The organism is Bacillus sp. FSL M8-0063 (assembly GCF_038005545.1).
Classification (GTDB): Bacteria; Bacillota; Bacilli; order Bacillales; family Bacillaceae_G; genus Bacillus_A; species Bacillus_A wiedmannii.
Genome location: NZ_JBBOTJ010000001.1, coordinates 2,963,209 through 2,988,728, shown reverse-complemented (window position 1 = coordinate 2,988,728; position 25,520 = coordinate 2,963,209). Strand labels below are relative to the sequence as shown.

The following is a 25,520-nucleotide window of genomic DNA, read 5'->3' as shown; positions in this document are numbered from 1 at the left end:
GATTTTTTTATTTCGTAAAGTTCAGCGTGCTAAATAAGTAGGTAAGGAAGGTAGTTGAATAAATACATATAGGTAGTTAAATGATATGACTGTAAAGAATAATTGGGAATTTTTACATTGAAGAAAAAGCTTGAGCTTCACACTATGTGAAGCTTTACATTATTGGAGGTAAGAACAGGAGGATGAAAAGGTGAAAAAAGTAGTAAAGTTTTGTTTAATAGCTACATTATCTACAACGATTATTAGTGGTTGTTCTTTTGAAGGTGGTAAAGAAAATGTAAAAGGCAAAGAGAATGGAAAAGTAGAGGTACAGAAAAAAGTTGGGAAATATACGATGCCAGATGAAAAAGATAAACATGAAGGTACATGGCTGCAATGGCCTCATGAATACACATATGGTGAAGAGTATAAGCAGGAAGTTGAACCGATTTGGGTTAAGATGGCAAGCTCTTTAACTGAAGGTGAAAAAGTCCACATTGTTGCATACGATGAGGAGGAGAAAGAGCGAATTAATAAGCTTTTAATAGATAAAGGACTGAATATGGATAAAGTTGATTTCTTTATCGCCCCTACTGATGATGTATGGGCAAGAGATAGTGGACCAATTTTTGTTTATGACAATAATAAAAATCTTAAAATATTAGATCCAGCATTTAATGGTTGGGGGAAGAAAACTCCTTATAAAAATGATGCTCGTATTCGTGAGAATGTTAGTAAACAATTAGGGATCGAAAGAATTGATTGGGGAAAATTTGTCCTTGAAGGCGGCGCAATTGAATTAGACAGCAACGGTACAGCATTATTAACCCGGAGTGCTGTAATGAATAAAAATAGAAATCCAGATTTATCAGAAAAGGAAATTGAAAAATATATAAGTGACCTTGGGGTAACAAACTTTATTTGGTTAGACGGGGTGCCTAATTTAGATATTACTGACTTTCATATTGATGGTTTTGCTAAATTCCATGGTAAATCTACGATTGTAACGATGAAAGAAGATGACCTAGCCGAATGGGGTTTGTCAAACAAAGATATGGATACGTTGTTAGATGCAAAAAATGCGTCAGGAAAGAAATATAAGTATGAATACTTACCGCTTAGTAAAGATAAAGTTGCTTTAGAAAATGGAAAAGTTCTCGATTATAAAGGATCGTATATCAATTATTATATTGGTAATACTGTGGTGTTGGTGCCTAATTATAATGATCCGAATGATAAAATCGCAAACGATACGATTCAGAAGTTATACCCAGATCGTAAAGTAGTTGGTATTGATGTGAGAGAGCTGTATAAAAATGGTGGCATGATTCATTGTGTTACACAGCAACAACCGATTCAATTGAAATAATCGATTGAAATTCAGCAACCTTCCGACAAAATAGGTACATTGTTACCTTTATCTATTTTGTCATGTTTTATTTTTCGCAAAAAGGAGCAAGGGCATTGAAAGGAATAATATTAACTAGTTTCATAATGATAGGGCTTATGATTCTATTATTCAATTTCATATTTTCCTATTTAAAATACTGTCAAGAGTCAATTTTTCGCTCAACCACGGCTATATATTTTTTATATAAATATATAATATTTCTCCGTGCTATAATCCATTCATGAAATGTGCACGTTTCGAAAATTGTTATGAAAAGAGAAATAGTTGGCATAGTGAAATTAGTTATTTAACCATTATTAAAAAGCGAGGTAAATATTATGGAACAAAAACATAATGGAATTATTTTTACTGCAATACCAGATAAATCAAATGAGTATTATCGACCATTTTATGAAGACCTGATTTATTTTAATGAATACTTAAATGAAAATAAAGCATGTACTGATCAACTTGTTTCTTTATCTGTTGAAGAGCAAGGCTTTCATACAAGCTTTTTTGAGTATGATGATATTTGGTTAAGGGATGTTGCGCCAGTTGTAATAAATCATTTAGTTAAATTTAAATATCAACCAAATTACTTACCGAAAGATCAATGGCGATATTTAGATCAACAATTTAATAAATGGTTGAAAAAGAACGACTTTGAATATGTGAAGTCTCCATTGATATTAGACGGTGGAAATCTTATTTGGAATAAAAAAGATACTGTTATATTAACGGAACGCATATTTGATGATAATGATGATTGGACGGAAGAAGAAATTATAGAGCAACTGGAATGGGATTTGGATGTGAGCCGCGTTATTATTATTCCTGCTGAAGAAGGGGACGTACTTGCGCATGCAGACGGAATGGTTAAATTTATTGATGAACATACGATGTTTATTAGTGATTTTTTAGGAGATCATGAATTTAGATATAATGTTCAAGAGGTTATTCAAGAGCAAATGCCAGAAGCTGAATTTATAGTTGTTCCATCATCATATACAGAAAAGGGACAATATGATCAAGAAATAGCATCGGCAAAAGGGTTGTATATAAATATGTTAGAAACATGTGATACGATTTACGTTCCTAAGTTTGGATTAGCTAAAGATCGGGAAGTGTTACGATATATTCAAAAGCATACGGAGAAACAAGCTATTCAAATTCATGTAGGAGAAATATCGACAATGGGAGGCGCAATAAATTGTTTAACGTGGTATTGTCCTCATCATTTGTTACCTTCAAAAATGAAAAGATTGAACAATCAGAATGAAGATTTTTCAGTTAGGAAGATTTTTGATTGGTTTTAAAATAAGCGTATAAGAAAATGTATTCAAGGGGTAAGTATATGTATACAATTACTGAATTTTCGCGGATTTGTAAAATGAGTACACGGATGCTAAGGCATTATGACAAAGAGGATATATTAAAACCAGCATATGTGAACCCGGAAAATGGGTATAGATATTATGAGCAAGGGCAGTTAGAAATAGCTTTGAAAATAAAAAAGTTAAGGGAGTATAAGTTCCCTCTACCGAAAATTAAAATCATTCTGCAGTCGTCAGATCAAGATTCATTTATTAAACATATGCAAGCACAAATTATAGAGTTATCTCATGAAGTAAAACAAAATTTACAGGTTATTTCAGAAATGAATGAAATGGTAAATATGAATCATGCTTTAAATACTGCTTGTCATAGAAATTACGATATATTTATTGGAATGAGAAATGAAATAACAGTAATTGCTCAAAGACTGCAAATAAATATAGATGATATGGATGATTATTTTTATGACTTATATGAAAAAGTACAAAAGCATAACTTACAAATAGTTGGTTCGCCCTCTACGGTCTTTTATGATGAAGAGTATATTCCAAATGAAAGTGATGTTGAATTAAGGATTCCGGTCATGCATGGGAACAATAAAGATGTAGTACAAGAATATGAAATAAAAAAATTAAATCCGCATCAAATCGTTACTACTATGCATTATGGAAGTTATGACTATATAGGTTACGCTTATATTTCGTTAGAAAAATGGATTGAAAGAAATGGTTATGTAATAGATGATTCACCATATGAGGTCTACGTAAAGGGTAACTAACTGTTACGATTTATTTAACCAATTATAACTAAAGTTAATTAAACATATCAGTAAGCCCTGCTAGTCAAGTGATTGGCTAGTAGTGAGGGTTAACTGCGGGCAATCCCTAAAGCTGATTGAACTACAACGTGGCTAGAAATGGCGAGCGTGAATGTCGCGAAAGCAGAAAAAATCAATCAGATGTTGCAAGGTTAAATCCTAAACATTAGAACAATGGGTCTTCCGCCTCGAATCATCTAAGTCAAAATGGATAAGATGAACGTTCAACGACTATCTCGTATAACTGACGAGAGTACACCACAAGCCTATGGTGGTGGAAAAATCCTCTATCTCTAAAGAGATAAACATATAGTCTGCGCTCATGTGAAAACATGAGAAGTTCATAAGAGAACTGGCTAAGGAATTGCGCCCTTAGTTGAACGAGATACATTTAATTAAATCTATCAAACCTCATTGAATCTATCGAACGTATGTGCCACGATAGATTTAATGAGGTAAGAATAATAATGAAATTTTACGAGTTAGTCAAGTATCGGAATTAACAGGTTTACATCCGAGTAGTCTCAGGAAAATGCTGGTGGAACACGCTACTATTCAGAAGAACAAATCTTTCATTAAAGGAGTTAAATTCTGATGATATTGGCGAAGAAAGTCAGACTGATTCCAACGCCTGAACAAGAAAAAGTGCTTAGAAACCATGCTGGTGCTGCAAGATTCGCTTATAACTATTGTAAAAGAATGAGTGATAGATACTATAAGCTATTTGGAAAATCTGTTTCACAGTTAGCTTTACAGAAACGATTTACAAAGATCAAGAAGCGAAAGAGATATGAGTGGTTAAATGACATCAACGCACAAGTTCCCAAACAGGCTTCAAAAGATTTTGATACGGCGAGAAAAAATTCGTTCAAAAAGTATAAAAATGGTTATCACACTTCTTATAAATCCAAAAAAGATTTAATCCAAGGATTTTATGCCAATTATGAAAGGCTGATTATAGGAAAGAAAGTAGTTCATATTCAGTCTATTGGAGAAGTGAAAACAAGCCAACAACTACCAAGAAATAAAAAACCATCCAATCCAAGAGTTACATTTGATGGTCGTCACTGGTGGATTAGTGTGGGGTTTCAAGAAGACTTTGAATTACAAGAACTAACCAATGAGTCGATTGGTGTGGATGTTGGTTTAAAAGAGCAGTTTGTAGCTTCTAATGGTATGAAAGAACGAAATATAAACAAAGATGCCAAGGTTAAAAAACTTTTGAAAAGGAAAAAGTCAGCACAAAGAGATATGTCTAGGAGATTTAAAAAAGGTGTAAAAATTCAATCTGCCGGATATGAAAAAGCTAAAACTGAGCACCTGCGGTTATCTAGGAAAATTACGAATATCCGAAATAACCATATCCATCAAGCAACAGCTAAATTGGTGAAAACCAAGCCAATGAGGATTGTTGTGGAAGACTTACCTATCTCAAACCTGTTAAAAAACAAAAAACTATCGAAAGCATTTTCATTTCAAAAATTAAACTTCTTCTTTCAATGTTTGTCATACAAGTGCGAGAAGTATGGCATTGAGTATGTAAAAGCTGATAAATGGTTCGCCTCAAGCAAGATTTGTTCATGTTGCGGAGTAAAATACGACCATTCAGTTCAACCAGAAGGACAGTGGAGTTTAAAAATACGTGAGTGGTGTTGTGTTGGGTGCAATAGCCATCACGATAGGGATGTAAATGCGTCGATAAATTTATCAAGATGGGTAAAATAAATGCTTGATAATAGGAGGTAACGATACTGCCTCGTGTGGAGTGTTATACCCCTCGTCCCTTCGGGGTTGCGAGAACACGATGAAGCACTAACTTGTGTAAATTTGATTGAATTGTATAGATTTAGTTAAGTTTATCGTATCGGACCTGAATGTGATTGTTTAGTAGAGGAATATGTGACACAAATTTGTTTTATAGTGATGAAAATAGACTGAGAATAAGGATTGACATTAACATTATGTCAATCCTTATTCTATTTATGTAAGTAATTCATCATAATAAAAAGGAGAAAGAATATGAAAAGAACAATCATGATTATTTGTCTGATTCTAAGTGTGACATGGGTTTCAGCGTGTACTCCTGGAGTAGGAGAAGGTGAGAATGGTAGCTTCGTTCTACCTAATCAGTTGCCTAAAAATGTAGTGTTTAAAAATGGTACAATCTATACTTCAAATGGAAAGCAAGACATTGTAGAGGCTGTAGCCGTTAAAGAAGGGAAAATTACTTTTGTTGGTTCAAACAAGGATGTAGAAGGATTTATAAATGAAGATACGAAAGTGGTGGATTTACAAGGGCGTTTTATTCTTCCTGGTTTTGTGGATAACCATAATCATATTTTTGAAGCAAAATCACCAGCAGCAGGGAATTGTAGTGTTTCACCGGATGCTGCGCTGCAAGAACAACGATCGTATTTAAAAGCTTGTAAAAAAGATGTGAAAGATAGTGAATGGATAAGTGGAACAGGATTTAGTTTGGAAGAGTTGTTAAAAGATATGGACGAAAAATCAGAACAACAAACGCCATTACAAGTTCTTGATGAGTTATTTCCTAATAACCCTGTATTAATTATGGAAAGAACTTCGCATTCTGTATGGGTTAACTCAAAAGCATTGGAAGTAGCGGGAATAAATAAAGAGACGAAAGATCCGCAAGGCGGAAGAATCATCCGGGATCCAGAAACAGGAGAACCATTCGGGCTTCTGTATGATACAGCAGGGGATATCGTAATGGAAAAAGCATGGAATTCTCAGCCTAAACTCTTTGAAAAAAATTATGAAGGTTTGTTAGATGGTTTAGATGAGGTTGCGAAGAATGGTATTACTACAGTCGGCGATGGACGTCTTTATTGGAAACGAGGCTGGTTAGATGTTTGGAATAAAGTTAATGATGAGAAAAAGTTAACGTCGCGAGTAGTACTTCGCCCGTGGGTATATCCAAATTTAAATGAAGCAGAACAAATGGAGTATTTCAAAAAAATTAAGCGTGATGATGTGTCATCTCGAATGCTTATCAATCAAGTGAAAATGTATAGTGATGGAATTAGTATTAACAGCACAGCTAAAATACTAGAAAAATATAAATTTGAATGGTTTAAAGGAACCCCGTATGGCTTGAACTATATTCCAGAAGAAAAGATGAAGTGGTGGTTGACGGAACTTAATAAAATTGGTTACGGTGCACTCATTCACGCGATTGGAGATGGCGGGGGTAAGAGAGAGTTTAAATGCAATTGAAGCAGCGAAAAAAGAAGGGGCAAATCAGCCGTATACACTTACTCATGTGGAAATGGTAGAAGATAGTGATATAAAACGATTTGCTAAGTTAGGAATTAGCGCTGATTTCCAAGTAGGTCATGATTTTGCAGAGGATCCTAAACAAAGCTGGGCAAGTGCGTATTTTTCAGATCAACAGATGAAACGAATTATGCCGTTAGGACGCATTTGGAAAACAGGAGCGAACGTATCGCTTAGTAGTGATTGGGATGTAAATGAACTAAATCCACTTGTGACGATTTCGAATGCACTAAGTATTGAAGAGAAAGGCTTATCTGATGTATACGCAGCTATTGATGCATATACAATTAAGCCCGCCAAAGCATTAGGTCTTGATACTATTACTGGTTCAATTGAAGTAGGCAAATCAGCCGATATGGTATTACTAAATGAAGATATTACTAAAATGAGTGCCGATAAGATTCCGAATGCGAAAGTTTTAGTGACGGTTTTACAAGGAGAAGTAGTGTATCACAAAGAGAAATAAAGAGACACCTTATAAAGTAGTTACAAGTAAATGAATATATATCTGTTGACCTTAACACGATGTCAAAGTTTAGACTGAACTTACATTCAAAGAAGGGGTGAACACGTATGATAAAAAATTTATTTTATATGCCTGCTGAGTGGGAGAAACATGAGGGGACATGGCTCCAATGGCCTCATGATAAAGCTCATAGAGGTGAAGGTTACAGAGCTAAGCTAGATGATATTTGGGTAACGATGGCAAAGGAGCTTCATTACGGAGAAATTGTGCATATTGTTGTATATAATGAGGAAGAAAAAGTACATGTCCAATCGAAGTTAATGGATAAAATTGATTTCTTAGTTCAAGAGACGGATGATGTGTGGATAAGAGATAATGGACCGATCTTTGTAAAAGATAAGGAAGGCAATCTCTGCTTAACACACTGGGTTTTTAATGGTTGGGGAGATAAATATCCGTATGAAAATGATGCTGTTATTCCGGCAAAAATAAGTAAGATGTATAGTATTCCAAAAGTTAAATCTAGTGTCTGTCTAGAAGGTGGAGGAATAGAGATAAACGGAAATGGAACCTTAATGGCGGCAAAAACTTCTATTATAAATGAAAATCGAAACCCTACACTAAGTCAGGAAGAGATTGAAATGGAGTTAACGAAGTATTTGGGGGTAACGAATTTTATATGGATAACTGGTATTCGCGGTGAGGATAATTATGATGAAGATACGGATTACCATATTGATGGCGCAGCACGTTTTGTAAATGAAAATACAATTCTTTATGAATATGATCCTTTCGGGGAGAGTGAACCCTACCTTTTGGAGGCGTACGAAAAGCATTATCAAGAATTGCGAAAAGCAAGAAATATAGATGGAAAACCATTTCAGCTTATACCAGTAACGGTGACAAGAAAAGCTGTAAAAGAAGCAGATTGTAAGGGCTCATATTTAAACTTTTATATTGGAAATGAGGTTGTATTGGTTCCTATATATGGCGATGAGCATGACAAGTTAGCGCTTCAAATTATTGAAGAGCAGTTTCCGAGAAGAAGAATTGTCGGCATTTATGTAAATGAGCTGTTTGCGTATGGTGGCATGATTCACTGTGTGACGCAGCAACATTTAGCATAAAGTAACCGAAATGAAAAAAGCATGCAGAGTATATACTCTGCATGCTTTTTATAATGCTGAAAACTCTTCAACAAGTGAGCTAAAACGATTTAGTGCACTTTCAATCGGTTCTGGCGTAGTTAAATCAACTCCAGCTTTTTTCAGTAAGTTTAATGGATAGTCAGAACTTCCGCCTTTAAGGAATTCAATATAATGTTTTTGAGCATTTGGATCGCCGCTCAATAACTTATCAGCAATTTGGATTGCAGAAGCGAATCCAGTTGCATATTTGTACACGTAAAATGGACGATAGAAATGCGGTATTCTAGCCCAGCCGTATTTTACTTCTTCGTCAAATACGAGGGAGTCGCCATTATACTCTCTAAACAAGTTTTCATAAACTTCGCTAAAGACTTGGGCATTTAATGGTTTACCTTGCTGTGCCATTTCATGTGTGATTTTTTCAAACTCAGCGAACATGATTTGTGTAAAGAAAGTGCCTTTAAATTTATCGATGAAATGGTTTACTAAATGATTACGTACATCAGCATCTTTTGCTTCTTTTAATAAATGATGAATTAATAGCACTTCATTTACTGTAGAAGCGACTTCTGCGACAAAAATAGTATAGTGTGCAGAAATTCTTGGTTGGTATCCGTGTGAGTAATGTGTATGCATGCCGTGACCACATTCATGAGTAAGAGTGAAAAGGCTATTTAAATCATCGTGATGATTTAAAAGGATGAAAGGATGAACACCGTATACACCAAAGTTATAAGCACCGGAACGTTTTCCTGGCGTTTCTCTCACGTCGATATAACGTTTATCTTTAAAGCTTTTTAATGTTTCAATATATTCTTCACCTAATGGAGCTAGTGATTCGATCATGATGTCAAACGCTTTGTCATATGGAATGTCTTGTTTTACACCCGCTACTAAGTCAACGCCCAAGTCGTATTGACGTAGTTCATCTACATTTAATTTTGTTTTTCGAAGTTCATTATAAGTATGTAGTGATTGAATGTTTTTTTTCGTCGTCTCAATTAAATTTTCATATACTTCTTTCGGAACCATGTCGCCAAATAATGACTTTTCTAAAGCTGATGGATAGTTTCTTAGCTTTGAAACAGTAACATTATTTTTAATAGCAGCAGATAAAGTAGAAGCGATAGAATTTTTTAATTGAACGTATGGTTTGTAATAAGCTTTATAGGCTTCTTTACGTTTCTCACGATTTTCATCTTCTATTAACTTTGCATACATTCCGCGCGTTAAAGTAACTTTTTCTCCATCATTAGTAGTCACTTCACCAAATAGTATATCTGCATTATTTAACATGCCATATGTATGCTGCGGGGAGGAGAGTGCTTCACCCATTTGTGATAAAATCTCTTCTTGGTCCTTATTCAATACGTGTTTTTTATAACGGTATAATTCAAATAAATCTTCTTTATAGTATTGTAAGCCTTCTGCTTCTTCTATGTAAGAATGTAATGTGTTTTCATCTATGCTAAGTAAGAATGGGGAAAAGAAAGATTTAGCCGCACTTACTTTCACGTGTAATTGTGATACTTTATCGACAAGAGATTGGGCGTCAGTATCGCGTGTATCAAGGTCAGATTGTAATCGTGCATAAGCGAACATTAAAGATATTATGCTAGAAATTTCTTCACTCTTTGTTAAATAAGCTAATAAACTATTGCCATCGTGAATATTTCCATTAAACTCATGTAATTCTTTCGTTAATACTTCAATTTTATGAAAATCGCTTTCCCAATCTTCAATTGTATGGTAAATATCCGTTAAATCCCATTTTTCTTTATCATCTACTTGTAGTCGATCTTTAAGTTCAGTCATAATCATTTCCTTTCTAAATATGTAGTTATATTCCTATATAACTATGAAATACAACAAATTGCAAAAAATCCCTGCTGGAAAATGAAAAGCCTTGCTAAAATGGCAAGGCTTAAAAAATTATAATGTAATTCCGAATTTTGAATGTAAAAGATTTTTATATTGTACATCTGTAACGTTTTCTTTCGTTTTTTTACCGTTTTTCGCTATTGTCAGACTATCCTTTGTTAAAGATGCATGCCCATCTTCAGTTAGTTTTACAATAAGAGGTACTTTGTTAAATGGTGAGCCCTCATGTTCAACGATAATTTCTTGTGCTGCATTTGCTTTTTCTTCATCCACTTCTTCTATATAAAATGCGTAGCCTAACGTCCAATCATCAGCAGAAGATTGATCCAAAAACTCATTATTTTTACGCATCTCTAACATGTAGTTTCCTTTTTCGGTCATTTCTTTACGAATACGATAATCTCCTGTAACGGAGTGAATGACTTCACCTGAGAAAGGGACAGGTGCAAGAGGTAAGTATGATCCGAATCCTACTTCAATTAAATAAAGTTCATTATGATGTGTTAAAACGGTTGCGATATGGCCAGAATCAACAGCCCATATAGAATTTGCAGCATTGTACACTGTTCCTGAAACGAGATGAACATCAAATCCAGCGTCTTTAAGGAAGTAATACATAGTAGGATTGAGTTCATAACAAAGACCGCCACGGTTGTTTACTAAAATTTTTTCTTTTAGATTTTCTTTTGATATTTCTGTAAAGTTGTTTTCGAGAATATTTAAGTTTTCAAAAGGGACAGTTTGTGCCATCGCGTACATAATGTTAGGTAAATCTTCGAATGAAATTTTGTGTATTTCTTCTATATGTAATCTTGCAAAAAAATGTTTTTGAAAGTCCGTCATAGAAATCCCTCCGTTATGCTTTTATAGATAAATTGTAAACAATCTTGAATAAGATGTGAAATAAAAACTACGTTGAAGTATTTGTTGAATATTTGAAGTTAGATTAAAAAATAATGTGGGAGAGTGAGAGATTACTACTTTACTAATCGTAGAACGAATATTATAATAATTTCGATAAACTATGCAAACGTTTTCTTTGAAGGGGATGGTGTAAATATGTTGAAAAAAATAACAGTAGTCGGCTTGTCGGTTGTTTTGTTTTTACCTAGTATACATGGGGGAAGTAAAGTGTATGCAGATACGGTTAACAATGGAACGTTAATGCAGTATTTTGAGTGGTATGCTCCGAATGATGGTAATCATTGGAATCGCTTGCATTCAAATGCTGAAAATTTAGCTCAAAAAGGAATTACATCTGTTTGGATACCACCTGCATATAAAGGAACTACGCAAAATGATGTAGGATATGGAGCGTATGATCTATATGATTTAGGGGAATTCAATCAAAAAGGAACGGTGCGGACGAAATATGGGACAAAAGCACAGTTGAAATCTGCAATTGAAGCTTTACATAAGCAAAACATCGATGTATACGGAGATGTAGTTATGAATCATAAAGGTGGAGCAGATTATACTGAAAATGTAACGGCTGTTGAGGTAGACCGTAACAATCGAAATGTTGAGGTATCAGGTGATTATGAAATTAATGCATGGACGGGGTTTAACTTTCCTGGGCGCGGAGATGCTTATTCTAATTTCAAATGGAAATGGTATCATTTTGACGGAACGGATTGGGATGAAGGAAGGAAATTAAATCGAATTTATAAATTTAGGGGTATAGGTAAAGCGTGGGACTGGGAGGTGTCTAGCGAGAATGGAAATTATGATTATTTAATGTATGCAGATCTTGATTTTGATCATCCAGATGTTGCGAATGAGATGAAAAATTGGGGGACGTGGTATGCGAATGAATTAAATTTAGATGGCTTTCGTTTAGATGCTGTTAAGCATATTGATCATGAATATTTACGCGATTGGGTAAATCATGTCAGACAGCAAACAGGAAAAGAAATGTTTACTGTGGCTGAATATTGGCAAAATGATATCCAAACTTTAAATAATTATTTAGCGAAAGTCAATTATAATCAATCTGTATTTGATGCACCACTGCATTACAATTTTCATTATGCTTCAAAAGGAAATGGGAATTATGATATGAGAAATATTTTAAATGGAACAGTAATGCAAAATCACCCTGCACTTGCAGTTACTCTCGTTGAGAATCATGATTCTCAGCCTGGACAGTCATTGGAATCTGTAGTAAGTCCGTGGTTTAAACCGTTGGCATATGCATTTATTTTAACTCGTGCAGAGGGGTATCCTTCAGTTTTCTATGGTGATTACTATGGGACAAACGGAAATAGTAGTTATGAAATTCCAGCGTTAAAAAATAAAATTGATCCGATTTTGACGGCACGAAAAAACTTTGCATATGGTACGCAGCGTGATTATTTAGACCATCCAGATGTAATTGGCTGGACAAGAGAAGGGGATGATGTACATGCGGATTCCGGTTTAGCGACATTAATCTCAGATGGACCAGGAGGATCAAAGTGGATGGAAGTTGGAAAGGATAACGCAGGGGAAGTATGGTACGATATGACGGGTAATCAAAAAAATACTGTAACAATTAATAAGGACGGATGGGGGCAGTTCCATGTAAGTGGAGGATCAGTTTCCATATATGTTCAGCAGTGAATTGGTGATAGAAAAGAAGAGGTAGACTGAAATATAAGTCTTCCTCTTCTTTTTATATTGTTATCATACCTAGATTTTTATTTTAATAAATGAATTAATCGACTTTTAAAACAACAAGAGATGCATTGGAATAAATAATATCACCAGTAGCTTCTCTTATTCGTACCCGAAGAACATCTCCTTGGTTTAAAGGTAATAAATCAGTTCTGGCGGATGTAGCTCTTACCCCAGAACCACCACCAACTCGTGTTTCAATTGCGAATTGAATAGAATCGTTTATTGTAAGATTTAATATACTAGACGAAATAGCTTGTATCGCAAATACGATTGAAAAGGATACAGAGTATACACCAGTGGTATTAATGGTAATGGAGTTGTCTACTGGATTTAGAGTAGTTTCACTAGCAGGTCCTGGAACGGTAAAATTAACATTTGTATTAACTACTGCTGAAAAACCGATACCTATTTCAGAAGTTATTGTTCCAAATACGGGGAGTATCCCGAAACCGGTTGCTCCAGTGGGACCAGTTATTCCAATTCCGGTAGATCCTGTAACCCCAGTAGGACCAGTTATTCCAATTCCAGTAAAACCTGTCGCACCAGTAGGTCCGGTTGGGAATGTAAATGGTGGAATTGGTGGTAGTGTGGGGCCAATTAAATTTGGCTCAAGAGCAGGCCCATGTAAAATGATGTATTGTTCGCTCATATAGTAACCTCCTATGATTGCTTGTCATAATTATTAAATGTATTAGGGAAAGTAAATGACATTCGCAATAGCGGAGGCGCTAATTTAATTTTTTTTGCAGCGAAATTAAAGTTAGTACTTTAAAGTTCGATACAATAAAAAACAGTATTGTGATTGCTATAGAACTAAATATTAGTATGTTTTTAACGTGATTTTAATAGTTTTTATATTTGTTTTACGATAAAATAAATATAGTGTGAAATTACACTATAAGTGTAAAGTGATAATAAAAGGGTGTTTTTACACTTGTGGTTATGAGAAGAAGTTCTTTATATAAATCGTAATTTAAAATCCATAAGGACATTTCTGGATAGGCAGTAGTAGCAAAAGGAGAGGCAATATGAAAAGAACAATAATGAAATATAGCATAATGCTTAGTTTATTACTATTAACATCATGTGATATATCGGATGAAGAAATTGAACGAAAAGCACAAAGTTATACAAAATCGGAGCATGGTATTACTGTAAAATTAGATCGAATTGAAATACCCGAACAAGGTAAGGATTTTTTAGGACCAGATATACGAATAGCTTATGTACAGCAAGTAGATGAACCATATTTACAATTTCAAATGTATTTCGATGGACGAACCTCTCCAAAGGTAAATAATGATAACTATAAAATAAAAAAAGAAGCGAATGATTTACGAGAAAGATTCAATACATATTATGAAGAAAAAGGAAATGATACTATACTTACTTTCGAGCAAATGCAAACAGGGGATACCGTTTTCGGTAAGAATGAAGAGAAAAAAATAGCGAAGAAACATCCGAAGCATTATGTTACGGCAGTTTTCAAAAGTAATATCTTTTTGGACGTAAACAACCGTGCACATATGGAAACGTTAGCGGAGCTTGCGAGAAGTATTCAGGAATTTAATAAAACGATTGAAAATAGTAAGAGTAGTGTGGATGATATTACAATTCAGTTGCCAAATGCTAATAAGGAAATATTACAACATATTGCAGTAGATTATATAGTAACGGTTGAAGATGCGAAAAAGACCCTTGAGAAAAAGGTTGATTATATGAAAGCTTTACAATCTGCAAGGGAATAGTTTGACACCTTTACTTCTCACAAAACATATAGTATGATGATTTCAATAAATTAGATTTCAATGACTATAATATAAATTAATGAGAGGTGCTTTTTGTGAGTGCGGTAGGTACTAAATAGGAAAAATTTAATGAAATAAATCGGATAAGACCAGGGGATTTTTATGTACATCATACCCCTAATTTTGTCATGGATTTATTTCGAAACCTATGAAGATACCTACAATACTTTATAAAGCGTGTAATAAGGGGATTGCCATCTGTTTTTTATGGCTTATTTCCTCATATATTATTACACTTGCCTTGTAAATGTAAAAGCTGCGGTATCCCCGCAGCTTTTTTTTATACATTTTTAATGTATAAAAATGGTAATTGAATCATGTAGGGCTCATTGGAATCTAATGAGTAGGTATCTTCATTTATGATAAAAATCAATCATAGTGAGGAGAAACAAAATGAATACGATGACTTTTGAAAAGTTACAATATAACGAATTAAAGGATATAGTGAAATCTTATTGTGTAAGTGGATTAGGTAAAGAATTATTAGATAAATTAGAGCCGAGTACGAGTATAAAAGTAGTGAGGAATCGCTTGAATGAAACGACAGAAGCACGAGCTATAGTAGATGCAGAAGGGCATGTTCCTTTCTTCGGTATTTCAAATATTGCTAGTACAATTCAAAAATTAGAAAAAGGGATGATTTTAGACCCTGAAGAGTTAGTAAGTGTTTCAGACTTTTTACGCGGCTGTAGAAAGATTAAAAAGTTTATGTTAGATAAAGAATTTTTTGCGCCAGTATTAGCTTCTTATGCAAATTCAATGACTGAATTTAAAAGTATTGAAGAGGAAATCAACTTTTCCATTAAAGGCAATAGTATTGATGCAGCTGCTAGTAAAGAGTTAAAACGAATTCGTAATAACATTGATTCAGTAGATGGGAAAATAAAAGAACGTTTAACAAAGTTTTTAAATAGTAGTGCAAATAAGAAGTACATTCAAGAATTCTTTATTAGTAAGAAGGATGATAGGTATACGATTCCAATTAAATCTTCTTATAAAAATCAAGTTGCGGGAAGTATAGTTGAAGCGTCCGCTAAAGGTTCTACTGTATTTATAGAACCGCATACGGTTACAAAGTTAAATGCGGAACTCGCAAGTTTGAAAGCAGAAGAAGCGATGGAAGAGTATCAAATTTTAGCGACTTTATCAGGAATGGTAGTAGAAAGTATTTATCATATAAAAATTAATATGGAATTAATTAGCCAATATGATATGGTATTTGCGAAAGCGAAGTTTAGTAAATCAATCGATGGAATAGAGCCGAAATTAAATGATCATGGCTACATTCATTTAGTAAATTGTAAGCATCCGCTTTTAAGTGGGAAAGCAGTACCGTTACACTTTGAAATCGGTCAAAACTATCGTAGTTTAATTATTACAGGACCAAATGCGGGCGGGAAAACAATTGTGCTAAAAACAATCGGATTGTTAACTTTAGCGACAATGTCAGGCTTGCATATTGCTGGAGATAAAGAAACAGAAATTGCTATTTTCGAAAATGTATTTGTAGATATTGGTGATAATCAAAGTATTGAAAATGCATTAAGTACATTTTCATCTCATATGAAAAATCTATCTGAGATTATGAGGATGTCAAATAATAATACGCTACTATTATTTGATGAGATAGGAAGCGGGACTGAACCGAATGAAGGGGCAGCACTTGCAATTTCTATTTTAGAGGAGTTTTATCTTGCAGGATGTATTACAGTTGCGAGTACGCATTACGGTGAAATTAAGCGCTTCTCAGAAATGCATGATGATTTTATGAATGCAGCAATGCAATTCAATAGTGAAACACTAGAGCCACTTTATAAATTAGTAATTGGAAAATCAGGTGAAAGTAATGCACTTTGGATTGCGAATAAAATGAACGTAAGAGAACATGTACTGAAAAGAGCGAAAGAGTACATGGAAAATAAAGAATATTGTTTTGAAAAACTGAATGAAAGCAAAATTAGAAAACCGAAATTTGTGCAAGAAAAAAGAGGAAATCATTACGAGTACAAAATCGGCGATCGTGTAAATTTATTAGATTATGATGATTTTGGTATCATCTATAAGGAAATAGATAATTTCTATAACGTCGTTGTATATTATAACGGTGAATTTGTTGAAGTGAATGTAAAACGTATTACGTTAGAGGTAGCGGCGAAGGAATTATACCCAGAGGGATATGATTTAAATACACTATTTGTCGATTATAAAGAAAGAAAAATACAGCATGATATAGAGCGCGGATCGAAAAAAGCGCTTCGTAAAATTCAAAAAGAAATAAGAAAGAATAGAGGATAATATAGAATGGTAACGATTAGACAAGAACAAAAAAACGATTATAGAAAAACAGAAGAAGTTGTACAACAAGCATTTTTACATGAAGAATTTAGTGATAAAAAAGAGCATGAACTTGTAAAACGTATTAGAGAATGTGACGCATTTATTCCAGAGTTATCAATCGTTGCAGTAGATGAGGAAATCGTTGGTCACATTCTGTTATCCAAAATTACGATAGAACAGGATGGAACTTCTGTAGAATCATTAGCGCTTGCACCTGTATCAGTTGCTAGGGGCCATCAGAAAAAAGGAATTGGTGGAAAACTTATTGGAGCTGCGTTAGAAAAAGCGAAAGAACTTGGATACGGGTCAGTTGTAGTATTAGGACATCCAGAGTACTATCCGAAATTTGGTTTTAAGAAAGCGAGTAAGTGGAATATAAAAGCACCATTTGAAGTGCCAGATGAAGTGTTTATGGTGATTGAGTTAAGTGAGAACGCTCTGCAAGGTGTAGAAGGAATTGTACAATATTCGAGTGCTTTTGCTGAGTAGGAGTATCAGTTAAGAAATGTAATCATAAAAGATGCTATCTTTTTGTAGAGATATACAGAAAGATAGCTTTTTTTATTTAGCAAATTCACTTACGTATATTTTGCTCAATGAATAATTAAGGTGGTAAAATTGATATAGAAATGTAAAGGGAGAGAATAGAATGAAGAATCGAGAAACAGATAGCAATGAGAATGTAGTTACGTTATATGTTACAAGACACGGAAAAACAATATTAAATACGAATCATCGCGCGCAAGGTTGGGCAGACTCCCCGTTAGTAGAAAAAGGTGTTGAAATTGCCTCTAATTTAGGAACAGGATTAAAAGATGTTCATTTTACGAATGCGTATAGTAGTGATAGCGGCCGAGCGATTGAAACTGCTAATTTAGTATTAAAATATAGTGAGCAATCAAAGTTAAAACTTGAGAAAAGAAAAAAATTACGAGAATTAAATTTTGGTATTTTTGAAGGTGAAAAACTTGAAAATATGTGGGATGTGGTTGGAAAAGCTGCAGGCGTTGCATCACCAGAAGAACTTATGAAGTTTTCTATTCAAGAAGTGATTAATCTTATTAGAGCAGCAGACCCTACGAAACAGGCGGAAGATTGGGAATTATTTTCTACTCGTATAAAAGAAGAGATTGATAAAATTAGTGAAGAAGCTGCTGCAAATGGTGGCGGTAATGTTTTAGTTGTCGTTCATGGGCTCTTGATTACTACCTTAATCGAAATGTTAGACAGTAGCAAAACAAAACTTGGAGTAGAAAATGCTAGTGTGACCCAGGTTGTATATAAAGACGGAACATACACAGTCGAGTCTGTTGGAGATATGAGTTACGTTGCAAAAGGGAAAGAAAGTGTGGAAATATAAAAATAAGAAAAGGAAGGTAGAGAAATCTAGCTTCCTTTTTATTTTTAAATATATCATTTATTAAATATAATCGGAATATTCTGTTAAAAAAGAACTGTGAAAATTATTGTAATGGTATAATTAGGGAGTAGGAACAACAAATTAGTTTGTAGTGTATTGGAGGGACATTAGTCTAGCTTTACATTTCATCTCATCTCGGAATCTAAAATAAGTATACGAGAAATAAAACAAAGTAAGGAATGTGTGAATATGGATCGAATATATTTTATGGACAACCCGTGGCCTAATGGTCATCGAATTGTTAATTTTAAGTGGAGTGCACATTTTAAATATGCTGAAGAAGAAGAGTTAAATGGTATGGCTGGTTTGTATTTTGATTTGCATTTAGAGACCGCGGATTATGATGAGGAAGATTTGGATGAAGAAGATGAAGAGAATGAGGAAGAAGATGATTGGCAGGCTAAGATTGTATGGAACAACTTCCATAGATGCACTTTGTCATCAGAAGAATGGGATTTTAAAGGGTTTCGTGTAGGCAGTGATGAGGCGCCTTTTAATTTGGATACGCTAAATGGGAAGAGATTTGCAATTGATTGTTTATCGGAAGATGAGCAGCAGGACTTAGATTTAGAGTTAACTGCATTTGACGTTTATTTACTTGGACATGATGCGTCAGCCTTTCATAATATTAAGTTTACTAGATTAGAAGGGCAGACATATCAAATTGAATGGAAAGGGAAATTGGCACTAGCGTATATTGGTGATTATGAATTTAAATATGATTTTCATACACTAATTACCTCAACATCATTTAGTGGAATTAATATTCCTAATGAAATATCTGATTATGAGGCGTATGTTTTGCTAAAAAGATTTGTTAGTAATCCAGTATTGTTTGAATTGCAACATGATAAAGGGGATAGACGATTTGTATTGAAATAAAAATATATTATTGCATTTATGAAATGTATGAGTAAAAGGCTACCGTATTTGACATAGTTAATAACTTTGGTGTCGGAAAATTAAAAGAAAATGATACATAGTATGTGATTTATGTTCAGTTCTAAGAAGAAAAGAATATTAACAATTATATGGAGAAGTGATTATGTTGATTAAATTCGTTCATTTGTTATTTGGAAAACCGTGTGAAAAAGGTGATTCGTTCCAAACTAAGTTTCCACGTTTTATTTATTGGAGTGCAGTTGTATTTTATTTTTTTGGAATGCTATTATTTTTGGTTTTTTCTTTTATTGATACTGTATTTATTGGATCGTTGATATTTGGAGGTTTGTTTTTTCCTTTAATATTTAGATTTGTTTATTATATAAACTTAAAAATGAGGGGCCTAGAAAGAGAAGCATAGACAGAAAAAATATAAATAACTGGGTAATTGAAAAGAAGCGAAATCGAACATAAATAACGTTAAAAAAGGAAGTGAAGAAATATATTCTAGCTTCCTTTTTTTTATTAGTACGATTATGGAATTAATAAAATCTTCCCTGTACTTTTTCGGCTCTCTAATAATTCATGAGCACGGGCACCGTCTCGTAAAGAGAATGTAGTAGGGCTTGTGATTTTTACTTTTTCGGTCGCAATCCATTCGAATAATTGAGAGGAGCGTTCTTTTCTCTCTTCATAAGATGTAAGCACGTTCCAAAGGTCTCCGCCAGTTAAAGTTTTCGAAGTATCCATAAGCATACGCGGATCAACGGGCGCAGGATTACCACCAGCCATTCCGTAAAATACGACAGTACCACCAGTTTTAGTTGCGCTAAAACTTTCCTCTAATGTAGAACCTACTGATTCATATACAACATTTACTCCATCACCGTTTGTTGTTTCAAGTACTTTCGCAGGCCATGCTTCAGTATATAAAAATACGTGATCAGCACCAGCTAACGTAGCTATCTGTGCTTTTTCTTTTGATGAAGTTAGGCCGATTACTTTTCCGCCTAGTAGTTTAATTATTTGAATAAGAAGTTGCCCAACACCACCAGCTGCGGCATGTACTAAAGCTATATCACCTTGTTTTATTTCATAGCTATCTTTCGTTAAGTAATGTGCTGTTAGACCTTGCAATAAGACAGAAGCGGCTGTTTCAAAAGAGATAGAATCTGGAAGCTTAATTGCTTTCTCCGATGGAACAGCAACTAGGTCTGCATTTGCAAATGGGACATCAGCAAATGCAATACGGTCTCCAGGATTAATATTCGTAACGTCAGCTCCTACTTTTTCAACAACGCCAGCTCCTTCATAACCTAATACATATGGTGGGTTGCCAGCGAGATGATAATCACCGCGGCGTCTATAAATATCAGCGAAATTTAAACCGATTGCTTTCGTGCGGACAAGAATTTCATTTGGATTTATGATTGGATCATGTATTTCTTTATATTGTAGTACATCCGGATTTCCGAACTGTTCGAAACAAAGTGCTTTCATATGGAATCCCTCCATTTTTATTGTTTGTCGATGCTCTTTATCATACAATACAAATATCAATAGACAAAGAGGATTATTTCGATGAAATCAATCGGGAATATCGATTGAAAAGAGGGACGATAAATGGAGATAAAACAATTAATTACATTTAAAGTAGCAGCGGACACTTTGAATTTTACGCAAACTGCGAAGAAATTAAACTTTGCTCAATCGAGTGTAACGGCGCAAATTAAAACGTTAGAAGCAGAGTTAGGTACGCCGTTATTTGAAAGATTAGGAAAACGTCTTTTTTTAACTGAAGCAGGCAGAAAGTTTCAACTATATGCCGACAAGATGATTGCACTCAGTAACGAAGCAAAAATGGCTGTGAAAGATGATGAGGAAATAGCAGGTACGTTAATAATCGGTGCGCAAGAAAGCCAATGTACATATAGACTTCCTTCTATATTAAAGAGGTTTAAAGCACAATTTCCTCAAATAAAGCTTATATTTAAACCAGCACATTCCAATAAAGATGCGAGGGAACAATTGATGGAGGGAAAAGTCGATCTTGCCTTTATTTTGGACGAATGTAAAACAGAAGATGCTTTACATGTGGAGCCGCTTATGAAAGAAGAATTAAAAGTAGTAGCTGCTTCAGGGCATTATTTACTCGAGCAAACTTCCGTTTCTACAAAAGATTTAGAGAAGGAAACACTTTTGTTAACAGAACTCGGTTGCTCGTATAGAACTTTATTTGAAGAGCTATTTCGTACAGAAGATGTGTATCCAGCAAATAAAATTGAGTTCGTTAGTGTCGAGGCAATTAAACAATGTGTTATTGCAGATTTAGGTATAGCAGTTTTACCCGCGATAGTAGTAGAAAAAGATATACGAGAGGGAACGATAAAAGAGTTACATTTAGAAAATGCAATTTCACCGATTTATACACAAATTGCTTGGCATAAAGATAAATGGATGACAGCGCCACTGCAGCAATTTATTGATGTGACGAGGGAGTTTTTTACAACAGATTAAGTGGAGAAATATTTATTTTATATAAAAGAAAAAATGGCAATTTTGTATAAAGAACCGATGCTTGCATGTAACAAGTATCGGTTCTTTTATGTTTTAAATAAAGAATGCTATAAAATGTGTATTTCTCAACTTTTTTTCTTAGACAGATAAGTAAAATTCTTCGTATATTCCAATAATCATAAGGAAATTTACAACGTTTATCCGTTTCTGTAAGATGCCTCTAGGAAGCATGAAAGGAGGGCTTACATAGCGGTATAGCTTGTTTTTATGATACGTACTTATTTTTGGGGAGGAGATTTGCAATGTTTAAAAAGTTAATGAAAGTATGTGTGTTAAGTGTAGCGAGTGTAGGTGTATTATTTAGTTTTCAAGGAAGTACATTTGCAGCTACTGATTTAAGTAGTTACTATGACGGGAAAAATCCGGCTACAACGAAAGTATACGGAGGCAGTACAACGTGTGATGCAGATGGATTTAATGCAAAGTCTACAGCGGTGTATGAGGGTAGTAAAAAAGTAGGGACAGTGTATTTATGTTACAGTAATAAATGTCACGCAGAATGGTCTAAGCTTGTTTTAGATCAACCAGCACCTTCCGTTTCTGGAGGGATATATGCTTACGCTGTTATTAATAAATATAAAAACGGTGTATTTCAAAAATCAGTAGACTCTAATAGTGGTAATGGAGCAATAAAACCAGGTCAAACGAGCACGTATACAGGAATGGTATTTGATTTAACTGCTGATTTTGGTTATACGGCTGATGCCGAAGCGGTGACGATTAATAATGGTTACGGGAAAACTGGACGTTATTAATAAAGGAGTGGAATTCTATGAAGCTTTTTAAAAAGGTAAGCGCATGTCTTTGTCTGGCATTGCTCGTCATAACTAGTGTTTTTAGTACGACGAATAATGATAAAGCATTTGCAGAAGACCATTCATATGATGGGAAAAGCCCTTACTACAATAGCTGTGATCAATCAGCAGTAACGAAAGAAAAGAAGTGGATTGATTCTAATTCATATGTGGAATTAAAATTTAGCACGACGTGTAAAACAGCGTGGGCAAAGGTTACTGTAACTCGTGCAGCGGTTTATAATAACGAAGCTGATGCAAGGATAGTCAGAAAAACCGATGGAAAGGCATATACTTGCGGAAGTGCTGGAGGAAATGGTGTTGTGAATAAAGGGCAAACATCATGTTATACGCCAATGGTATATGATTTAGATCCAAGAAAGGCACAAGCACAAGGGAAACATGCCATTCCGAATAGTGATGCATATAATTATGCGGAGACAATTTGGTATTAATATAATACATGAGTTAAGAGTTGTTATTTGATATAAAAATGAAAGAGCCTTATTGCATTTTAGTGTGGTAAGGTTCTTTCAAGTTGTTAATAGTTTAAGAACAGTTATTTACAATGACATCTCTTTATAATCACTTTTAAGTATCGCCATAATAATTTCATCTGAGAATGTATCGTTATAAAATAAAGATTGACGTAAGGTTCCTTCTTTTACAAACCCAATCTTTTCATAAGCTCTAATTCCGCGTAAATTATGGCTAAATATTTCTAACTGTAACCGATTTAAATATAGTTGTTCAAAAACAAATTTTAAAACAATTGTAATAGCTTCAGTTCCATATCCTTGTCCTGTTAGTGCTATTGAAAGCATTGATATTCTGAATCCTGCTCTTTTGTTCTCCTCATCGATATCTAAAATCGACAACTCTCCAATCATTTCGTCATTGCTTTGTAAACAAATAGCGAAATCATAGCGACTCGAATCATTATTTATATGAGCTATATGTGTCTTTATTTGTTCCAATGAAAAAGTAGGTTTGGTTCCAGTCATATAACGTATCTCTGTATCCATCGTACTTTCTAATATAATTGGGGCATCTAGTTCGCAAAGAGGTCTTAAATAAATTCTTTCACTCTCTAATCTCATTATAAATTTCTCCTTAAGTTTGGTGATAGAGTATATAAATATTTTTGCTCTACATGGAAGAAGAGTTTTATTTTGTGTATTGTTTGAAAAGTATGTGTCTTACTTTGATGTTACATGAATTTTATAATGATATGGTATACCTAAAACAAATGATAAAAGTTTTATACACAACAAAATGTATCAACAAGTTTTTTTATAATCGAATTAACTAAGGTCTGTATCAGGAGGAGTGTACCCAAGGTGACGAGCCATAGATACAATTTGTCCTTTATGATGAAACTCATGTGTCTCTGTATGAGTTAAAAGCCATATCGGTGTTGTACTCCAAGGTTCTTTTTGCCATTTCACTTCATTTGCTATATTTTCGAGCCAACGGTCATTGTATTCATCTAAAAAGTTTTGTACAGTCTCATCTACTAACTTAAATCTAGCACGGACTTTCTCCACATCTGCATGCTCAATTTCATAATCACTAGCGAATGAAAAATCTGCTCGTTTTTGCTTGAATGCAAATGATCCAAGCCAGTATTAATAGCAATCGGCTACATGAATATGCGTCTTTATAATACTACCGCTCCCGAAATTAGGAACAGTGCTATGTAATTTTTCTAGTGGAATTTCTTCCAAAAATGTAAATAGAGTTTCTCTTGTAGAGCTAATAAGATTATATTGTTGTTTTAAAATATGTAACATGAAATTAACACTCCTCTTTTATTTACTAAACTATTTGTGTAGTAAGTAATTCTATATGTACGAGAGGTGAACCTTTTTATTATTTTTACTAGGCATATTAGATGTATTTCTTAATCGTTTCTGATAGATTAAACAAGGTGAAACTTTAATAAGTTGAACATTCTTAGTTCATAATAAATGGTACATGAAGAAGGGGAACGATAAAATGAATAGACTAGTTGGCTTAAAACAATTTGAAATAACGCGCGGGGAACTGCTTAAATTTATGGAAACGTTAGATGATAAAACTGTAGATACACAGCCAGAGGGTTTTAACAATACAATTCGTTGGCATATTGGTCACGTGTTAACGGCAGCAGAAGTTTTCATGTTTGGAAAAGAATTTAAACAATTACCAACTGAATATCCAGGTATGTTTGGGTATGGATCAAGACCGTCTAAATGGAAAACAGAAGGACCATCGTTAGAAGTGTTAACGGCTCAATTAAAAGAACAAGCTAAACGTATTAACGAAATTCCAGCAGAAGCATTTGAAAATAAACTGCCAGAGCCATTCCTAGGATTGGAAACAGTAGGAGAGCTATACGGTATGATGCTTTATCATGAAGCTGATCATATTGGGCAAATGAAGGCGATGGAACGTATTATTAAGGCTCTTTAGTTTTAATTGCATATGAAAAACGAAATCACAGATGTTTTGTGAAAATTGAGGTGTAAGTAGTTACAATCTTATTTTTCACAATACAGGTGTAATGTTAAATAATATAAAGACAAAAAAAGATAGATAATTTATTATCTATCTTTTTTTGTTGTTGAACTTTTTGAAGGATTATGAACGATTATCATCGTGATACTGATGAAGTAGGAATAGTTATTATTTTTTGTTTTACATAATAGAAAAATATTGAAGATAATACAAAAATAAGGTTGCAAAATCT

At 34.0% G+C, this 25,520-nt stretch carries 21 protein-coding genes and 3 pseudogenes; 18 read left to right on the top strand and 6 right to left on the bottom strand.

The features are described 5' to 3' along the window. Positions 1–190 precede the first annotated feature (190 nt). The 7 genes and pseudogenes from MKX31_RS15070 (at position 191) to MKX31_RS15040 (ending at position 8,411) form a co-directional block, all read left to right on the top strand. Positions 191–1,348, top strand: a complete 1,158-nt coding sequence (locus MKX31_RS15070; protein WP_340981060.1) for an agmatine deiminase family protein — start codon at positions 191–193, stop codon at positions 1,346–1,348. Between the two features lie 359 nt (positions 1,349–1,707). Next, positions 1,708–2,685 carry an agmatine deiminase family protein gene (locus tag MKX31_RS15065; protein WP_103655099.1) on the top strand — a complete coding sequence of 326 codons (978 nt, stop codon included), beginning with the start codon at positions 1,708–1,710 and terminating at the stop codon, positions 2,683–2,685. A gap of 38 nt (positions 2,686–2,723) precedes the next feature. Next, the gene (locus tag MKX31_RS15060) at positions 2,724–3,482 is read left to right on the top strand and encodes a MerR family transcriptional regulator (protein WP_098102225.1); all 759 of its coding nucleotides are present in this window, start codon (positions 2,724–2,726) and stop codon (positions 3,480–3,482) included. A 633-nt stretch (positions 3,483–4,115) separates the two neighbouring features. After that, on the top strand, positions 4,116–5,246 hold the full coding sequence (locus tag MKX31_RS15055; RefSeq protein ID WP_340981059.1) for an RNA-guided endonuclease InsQ/TnpB family protein: 1,131 nt from the start codon (positions 4,116–4,118) through the stop codon (positions 5,244–5,246). Positions 5,247–5,375: 129 nt separating this feature from the next. Beyond that, positions 5,376–5,459 (top strand): annotated as a pseudogene (locus MKX31_RS15050) (MerR family transcriptional regulator); the annotation flags it as partial. 81 nt (positions 5,460–5,540) lie between these two features. Next, positions 5,541–7,284 (top strand): annotated as a pseudogene (locus MKX31_RS15045) (amidohydrolase). A 107-nt stretch (positions 7,285–7,391) separates the two neighbouring features. Beyond that, positions 7,392–8,411: an agmatine deiminase family protein gene (locus tag MKX31_RS15040; protein ID WP_340981058.1), complete on the top strand. Its 1,020-nt coding sequence runs from the start codon at positions 7,392–7,394 to the stop codon at positions 8,409–8,411. 48 nt (positions 8,412–8,459) lie between these two features. Here MKX31_RS15040 and pepF read toward each other — a convergent pair whose 3' ends face one another. After that, the gene (gene pepF, locus MKX31_RS15035; RefSeq protein WP_088047100.1) at positions 8,460–10,247 is read right to left on the bottom strand and encodes an oligoendopeptidase F; all 1,788 of its coding nucleotides are present in this window, start codon (positions 10,245–10,247) and stop codon (positions 8,460–8,462) included. Positions 10,248–10,364: 117 nt separating this feature from the next. After that, complete coding sequence (locus tag MKX31_RS15030) at positions 10,365–11,156, bottom strand: arylamine N-acetyltransferase family protein (protein ID WP_064475961.1); 792 nt, start codon at positions 11,154–11,156, stop codon at positions 10,365–10,367. Between the two features lie 216 nt (positions 11,157–11,372). On the opposite strand from MKX31_RS15030, the gene amyS reads away from it, so the two are divergent. Next, positions 11,373–12,914 (top strand): alpha-amylase, encoded by a 1,542-nt coding sequence (gene amyS, locus MKX31_RS15025; RefSeq protein WP_098111738.1) that lies wholly within the window; start codon positions 11,373–11,375, stop codon positions 12,912–12,914. A 94-nt stretch (positions 12,915–13,008) separates the two neighbouring features. On the opposite strand, the gene betA is transcribed toward amyS, so the two are convergent. After that, positions 13,009–13,620, bottom strand: coding sequence for a collagen-like exosporium glycoprotein BetA (gene betA / locus MKX31_RS15020; protein ID WP_340981056.1), 612 nt, complete (start codon positions 13,618–13,620; stop codon positions 13,009–13,011). Between the two features lie 379 nt (positions 13,621–13,999). Here betA and MKX31_RS15015 point away from each other — a divergent pair, with 379 nt between their 5' ends. The 6 genes from MKX31_RS15015 to MKX31_RS14990 all read left to right on the top strand — a co-directional run bounded on the left by MKX31_RS15015 (position 14,000) and on the right by MKX31_RS14990 (position 19,839). Beyond that, on the top strand, positions 14,000–14,719 hold the full coding sequence (locus MKX31_RS15015) for a hypothetical protein (protein WP_078183024.1): 720 nt from the start codon (positions 14,000–14,002) through the stop codon (positions 14,717–14,719). Between the two features lie 453 nt (positions 14,720–15,172). Beyond that, positions 15,173–17,074: an endonuclease MutS2 gene (locus MKX31_RS15010; RefSeq protein WP_103655105.1), complete on the top strand. Its 1,902-nt coding sequence runs from the start codon at positions 15,173–15,175 to the stop codon at positions 17,072–17,074. Positions 17,075–17,080: 6 nt separating this feature from the next. Beyond that, a complete protein-coding gene (locus tag MKX31_RS15005) occupies positions 17,081–17,605 on the top strand; it encodes a GNAT family N-acetyltransferase (protein WP_078183026.1) in 525 nt (174 codons plus the stop codon). Positions 17,606–17,765: 160 nt separating this feature from the next. Continuing rightward, entirely contained in the window at positions 17,766–18,476 is a 711-nt protein-coding gene (locus tag MKX31_RS15000) for a histidine phosphatase family protein (RefSeq protein ID WP_103655106.1), read from the top strand. A 249-nt stretch (positions 18,477–18,725) separates the two neighbouring features. After that, positions 18,726–19,418 (top strand): hypothetical protein, encoded by a 693-nt coding sequence (locus tag MKX31_RS14995; RefSeq protein ID WP_340981055.1) that lies wholly within the window; start codon positions 18,726–18,728, stop codon positions 19,416–19,418. A gap of 163 nt (positions 19,419–19,581) precedes the next feature. Further along, the gene (locus tag MKX31_RS14990) at positions 19,582–19,839 is read left to right on the top strand and encodes a hypothetical protein (RefSeq protein WP_078183029.1); all 258 of its coding nucleotides are present in this window, start codon (positions 19,582–19,584) and stop codon (positions 19,837–19,839) included. Between the two features lie 113 nt (positions 19,840–19,952). Here MKX31_RS14990 and MKX31_RS14985 read toward each other — a convergent pair whose 3' ends face one another. After that, positions 19,953–20,918 carry a quinone oxidoreductase family protein gene (locus MKX31_RS14985; RefSeq protein ID WP_078183030.1) on the bottom strand — a complete coding sequence of 322 codons (966 nt, stop codon included), beginning with the start codon at positions 20,916–20,918 and terminating at the stop codon, positions 19,953–19,955. A 123-nt stretch (positions 20,919–21,041) separates the two neighbouring features. Between MKX31_RS14985 and MKX31_RS14980 the strand changes: the two genes are divergently transcribed. The 3 genes from MKX31_RS14980 (at position 21,042) to MKX31_RS14970 (ending at position 23,244) form a co-directional block, all read left to right on the top strand. Next, positions 21,042–21,935, top strand: a complete 894-nt coding sequence (locus tag MKX31_RS14980; protein WP_064475953.1) for a LysR family transcriptional regulator — start codon at positions 21,042–21,044, stop codon at positions 21,933–21,935. Positions 21,936–22,237: 302 nt separating this feature from the next. Further along, on the top strand, positions 22,238–22,750 hold the full coding sequence (locus tag MKX31_RS14975) for a DUF2690 domain-containing protein (RefSeq protein ID WP_340981054.1): 513 nt from the start codon (positions 22,238–22,240) through the stop codon (positions 22,748–22,750). A gap of 17 nt (positions 22,751–22,767) precedes the next feature. Continuing rightward, positions 22,768–23,244 carry a DUF2690 domain-containing protein gene (locus MKX31_RS14970; RefSeq protein WP_060631718.1) on the top strand — a complete coding sequence of 159 codons (477 nt, stop codon included), beginning with the start codon at positions 22,768–22,770 and terminating at the stop codon, positions 23,242–23,244. A 108-nt stretch (positions 23,245–23,352) separates the two neighbouring features. On the opposite strand, the gene MKX31_RS14965 is transcribed toward MKX31_RS14970, so the two are convergent. Together MKX31_RS14965 and MKX31_RS14960 are read right to left on the bottom strand one after the other, a co-directional pair. Next, positions 23,353–23,889, bottom strand: a complete 537-nt coding sequence (locus MKX31_RS14965; RefSeq protein WP_340981052.1) for a GNAT family N-acetyltransferase — start codon at positions 23,887–23,889, stop codon at positions 23,353–23,355. Positions 23,890–24,093: 204 nt separating this feature from the next. Further along, a pseudogene (locus tag MKX31_RS14960) lies at positions 24,094–24,582 on the bottom strand (DinB family protein). A gap of 184 nt (positions 24,583–24,766) precedes the next feature. On the opposite strand from MKX31_RS14960, the gene MKX31_RS14955 reads away from it, so the two are divergent. Beyond that, positions 24,767–25,243 (top strand): DinB family protein, encoded by a 477-nt coding sequence (locus MKX31_RS14955; protein ID WP_141669124.1) that lies wholly within the window; start codon positions 24,767–24,769, stop codon positions 25,241–25,243. The last annotated feature ends 277 nt before the right edge of the window (positions 25,244–25,520 follow it).

Excerpts from the sequence above, each read along its gene's own strand:
- MKX31_RS15065 (WP_103655099.1), top strand. The coding sequence starts at position 1,708 with ATGGAACAAAAACATAATGGAATTATTTTTACTGCAATACCAGATAAA.
- MKX31_RS15060 (WP_098102225.1), top strand. The coding sequence starts at position 2,724 with ATGTATACAATTACTGAATTTTCGCGGATTTGTAAAATGAGTACACGG.
- MKX31_RS15055 (WP_340981059.1), top strand. The coding sequence starts at position 4,116 with ATGATATTGGCGAAGAAAGTCAGACTGATTCCAACGCCTGAACAAGAA.
- MKX31_RS15040 (WP_340981058.1), top strand. The coding sequence starts at position 7,392 with ATGATAAAAAATTTATTTTATATGCCTGCTGAGTGGGAGAAACATGAG.
- pepF (WP_088047100.1), bottom strand. The coding sequence starts at position 10,247 with ATGACTGAACTTAAAGATCGACTACAAGTAGATGATAAAGAAAAATGG.
- MKX31_RS15030 (WP_064475961.1), bottom strand. The coding sequence starts at position 11,156 with ATGACGGACTTTCAAAAACATTTTTTTGCAAGATTACATATAGAAGAA.
- amyS (WP_098111738.1), top strand. The coding sequence starts at position 11,373 with ATGTTGAAAAAAATAACAGTAGTCGGCTTGTCGGTTGTTTTGTTTTTA.
- betA (WP_340981056.1), bottom strand. The coding sequence starts at position 13,620 with ATGAGCGAACAATACATCATTTTACATGGGCCTGCTCTTGAGCCAAAT.
- MKX31_RS15015 (WP_078183024.1), top strand. The coding sequence starts at position 14,000 with ATGAAAAGAACAATAATGAAATATAGCATAATGCTTAGTTTATTACTA.
- MKX31_RS15010 (WP_103655105.1), top strand. The coding sequence starts at position 15,173 with ATGAATACGATGACTTTTGAAAAGTTACAATATAACGAATTAAAGGAT.
- MKX31_RS15005 (WP_078183026.1), top strand. The coding sequence starts at position 17,081 with ATGGTAACGATTAGACAAGAACAAAAAAACGATTATAGAAAAACAGAA.
- MKX31_RS15000 (WP_103655106.1), top strand. The coding sequence starts at position 17,766 with ATGAAGAATCGAGAAACAGATAGCAATGAGAATGTAGTTACGTTATAT.
- MKX31_RS14995 (WP_340981055.1), top strand. The coding sequence starts at position 18,726 with ATGGATCGAATATATTTTATGGACAACCCGTGGCCTAATGGTCATCGA.
- MKX31_RS14990 (WP_078183029.1), top strand. The coding sequence starts at position 19,582 with ATGTTGATTAAATTCGTTCATTTGTTATTTGGAAAACCGTGTGAAAAA.
- MKX31_RS14985 (WP_078183030.1), bottom strand. The coding sequence starts at position 20,918 with ATGAAAGCACTTTGTTTCGAACAGTTCGGAAATCCGGATGTACTACAA.
- MKX31_RS14980 (WP_064475953.1), top strand. The coding sequence starts at position 21,042 with ATGGAGATAAAACAATTAATTACATTTAAAGTAGCAGCGGACACTTTG.
- MKX31_RS14975 (WP_340981054.1), top strand. The coding sequence starts at position 22,238 with ATGTTTAAAAAGTTAATGAAAGTATGTGTGTTAAGTGTAGCGAGTGTA.
- MKX31_RS14970 (WP_060631718.1), top strand. The coding sequence starts at position 22,768 with ATGAAGCTTTTTAAAAAGGTAAGCGCATGTCTTTGTCTGGCATTGCTC.
- MKX31_RS14965 (WP_340981052.1), bottom strand. The coding sequence starts at position 23,889 with ATGAGATTAGAGAGTGAAAGAATTTATTTAAGACCTCTTTGCGAACTA.
- MKX31_RS14955 (WP_141669124.1), top strand. The coding sequence starts at position 24,767 with ATGAAGAAGGGGAACGATAAAATGAATAGACTAGTTGGCTTAAAACAA.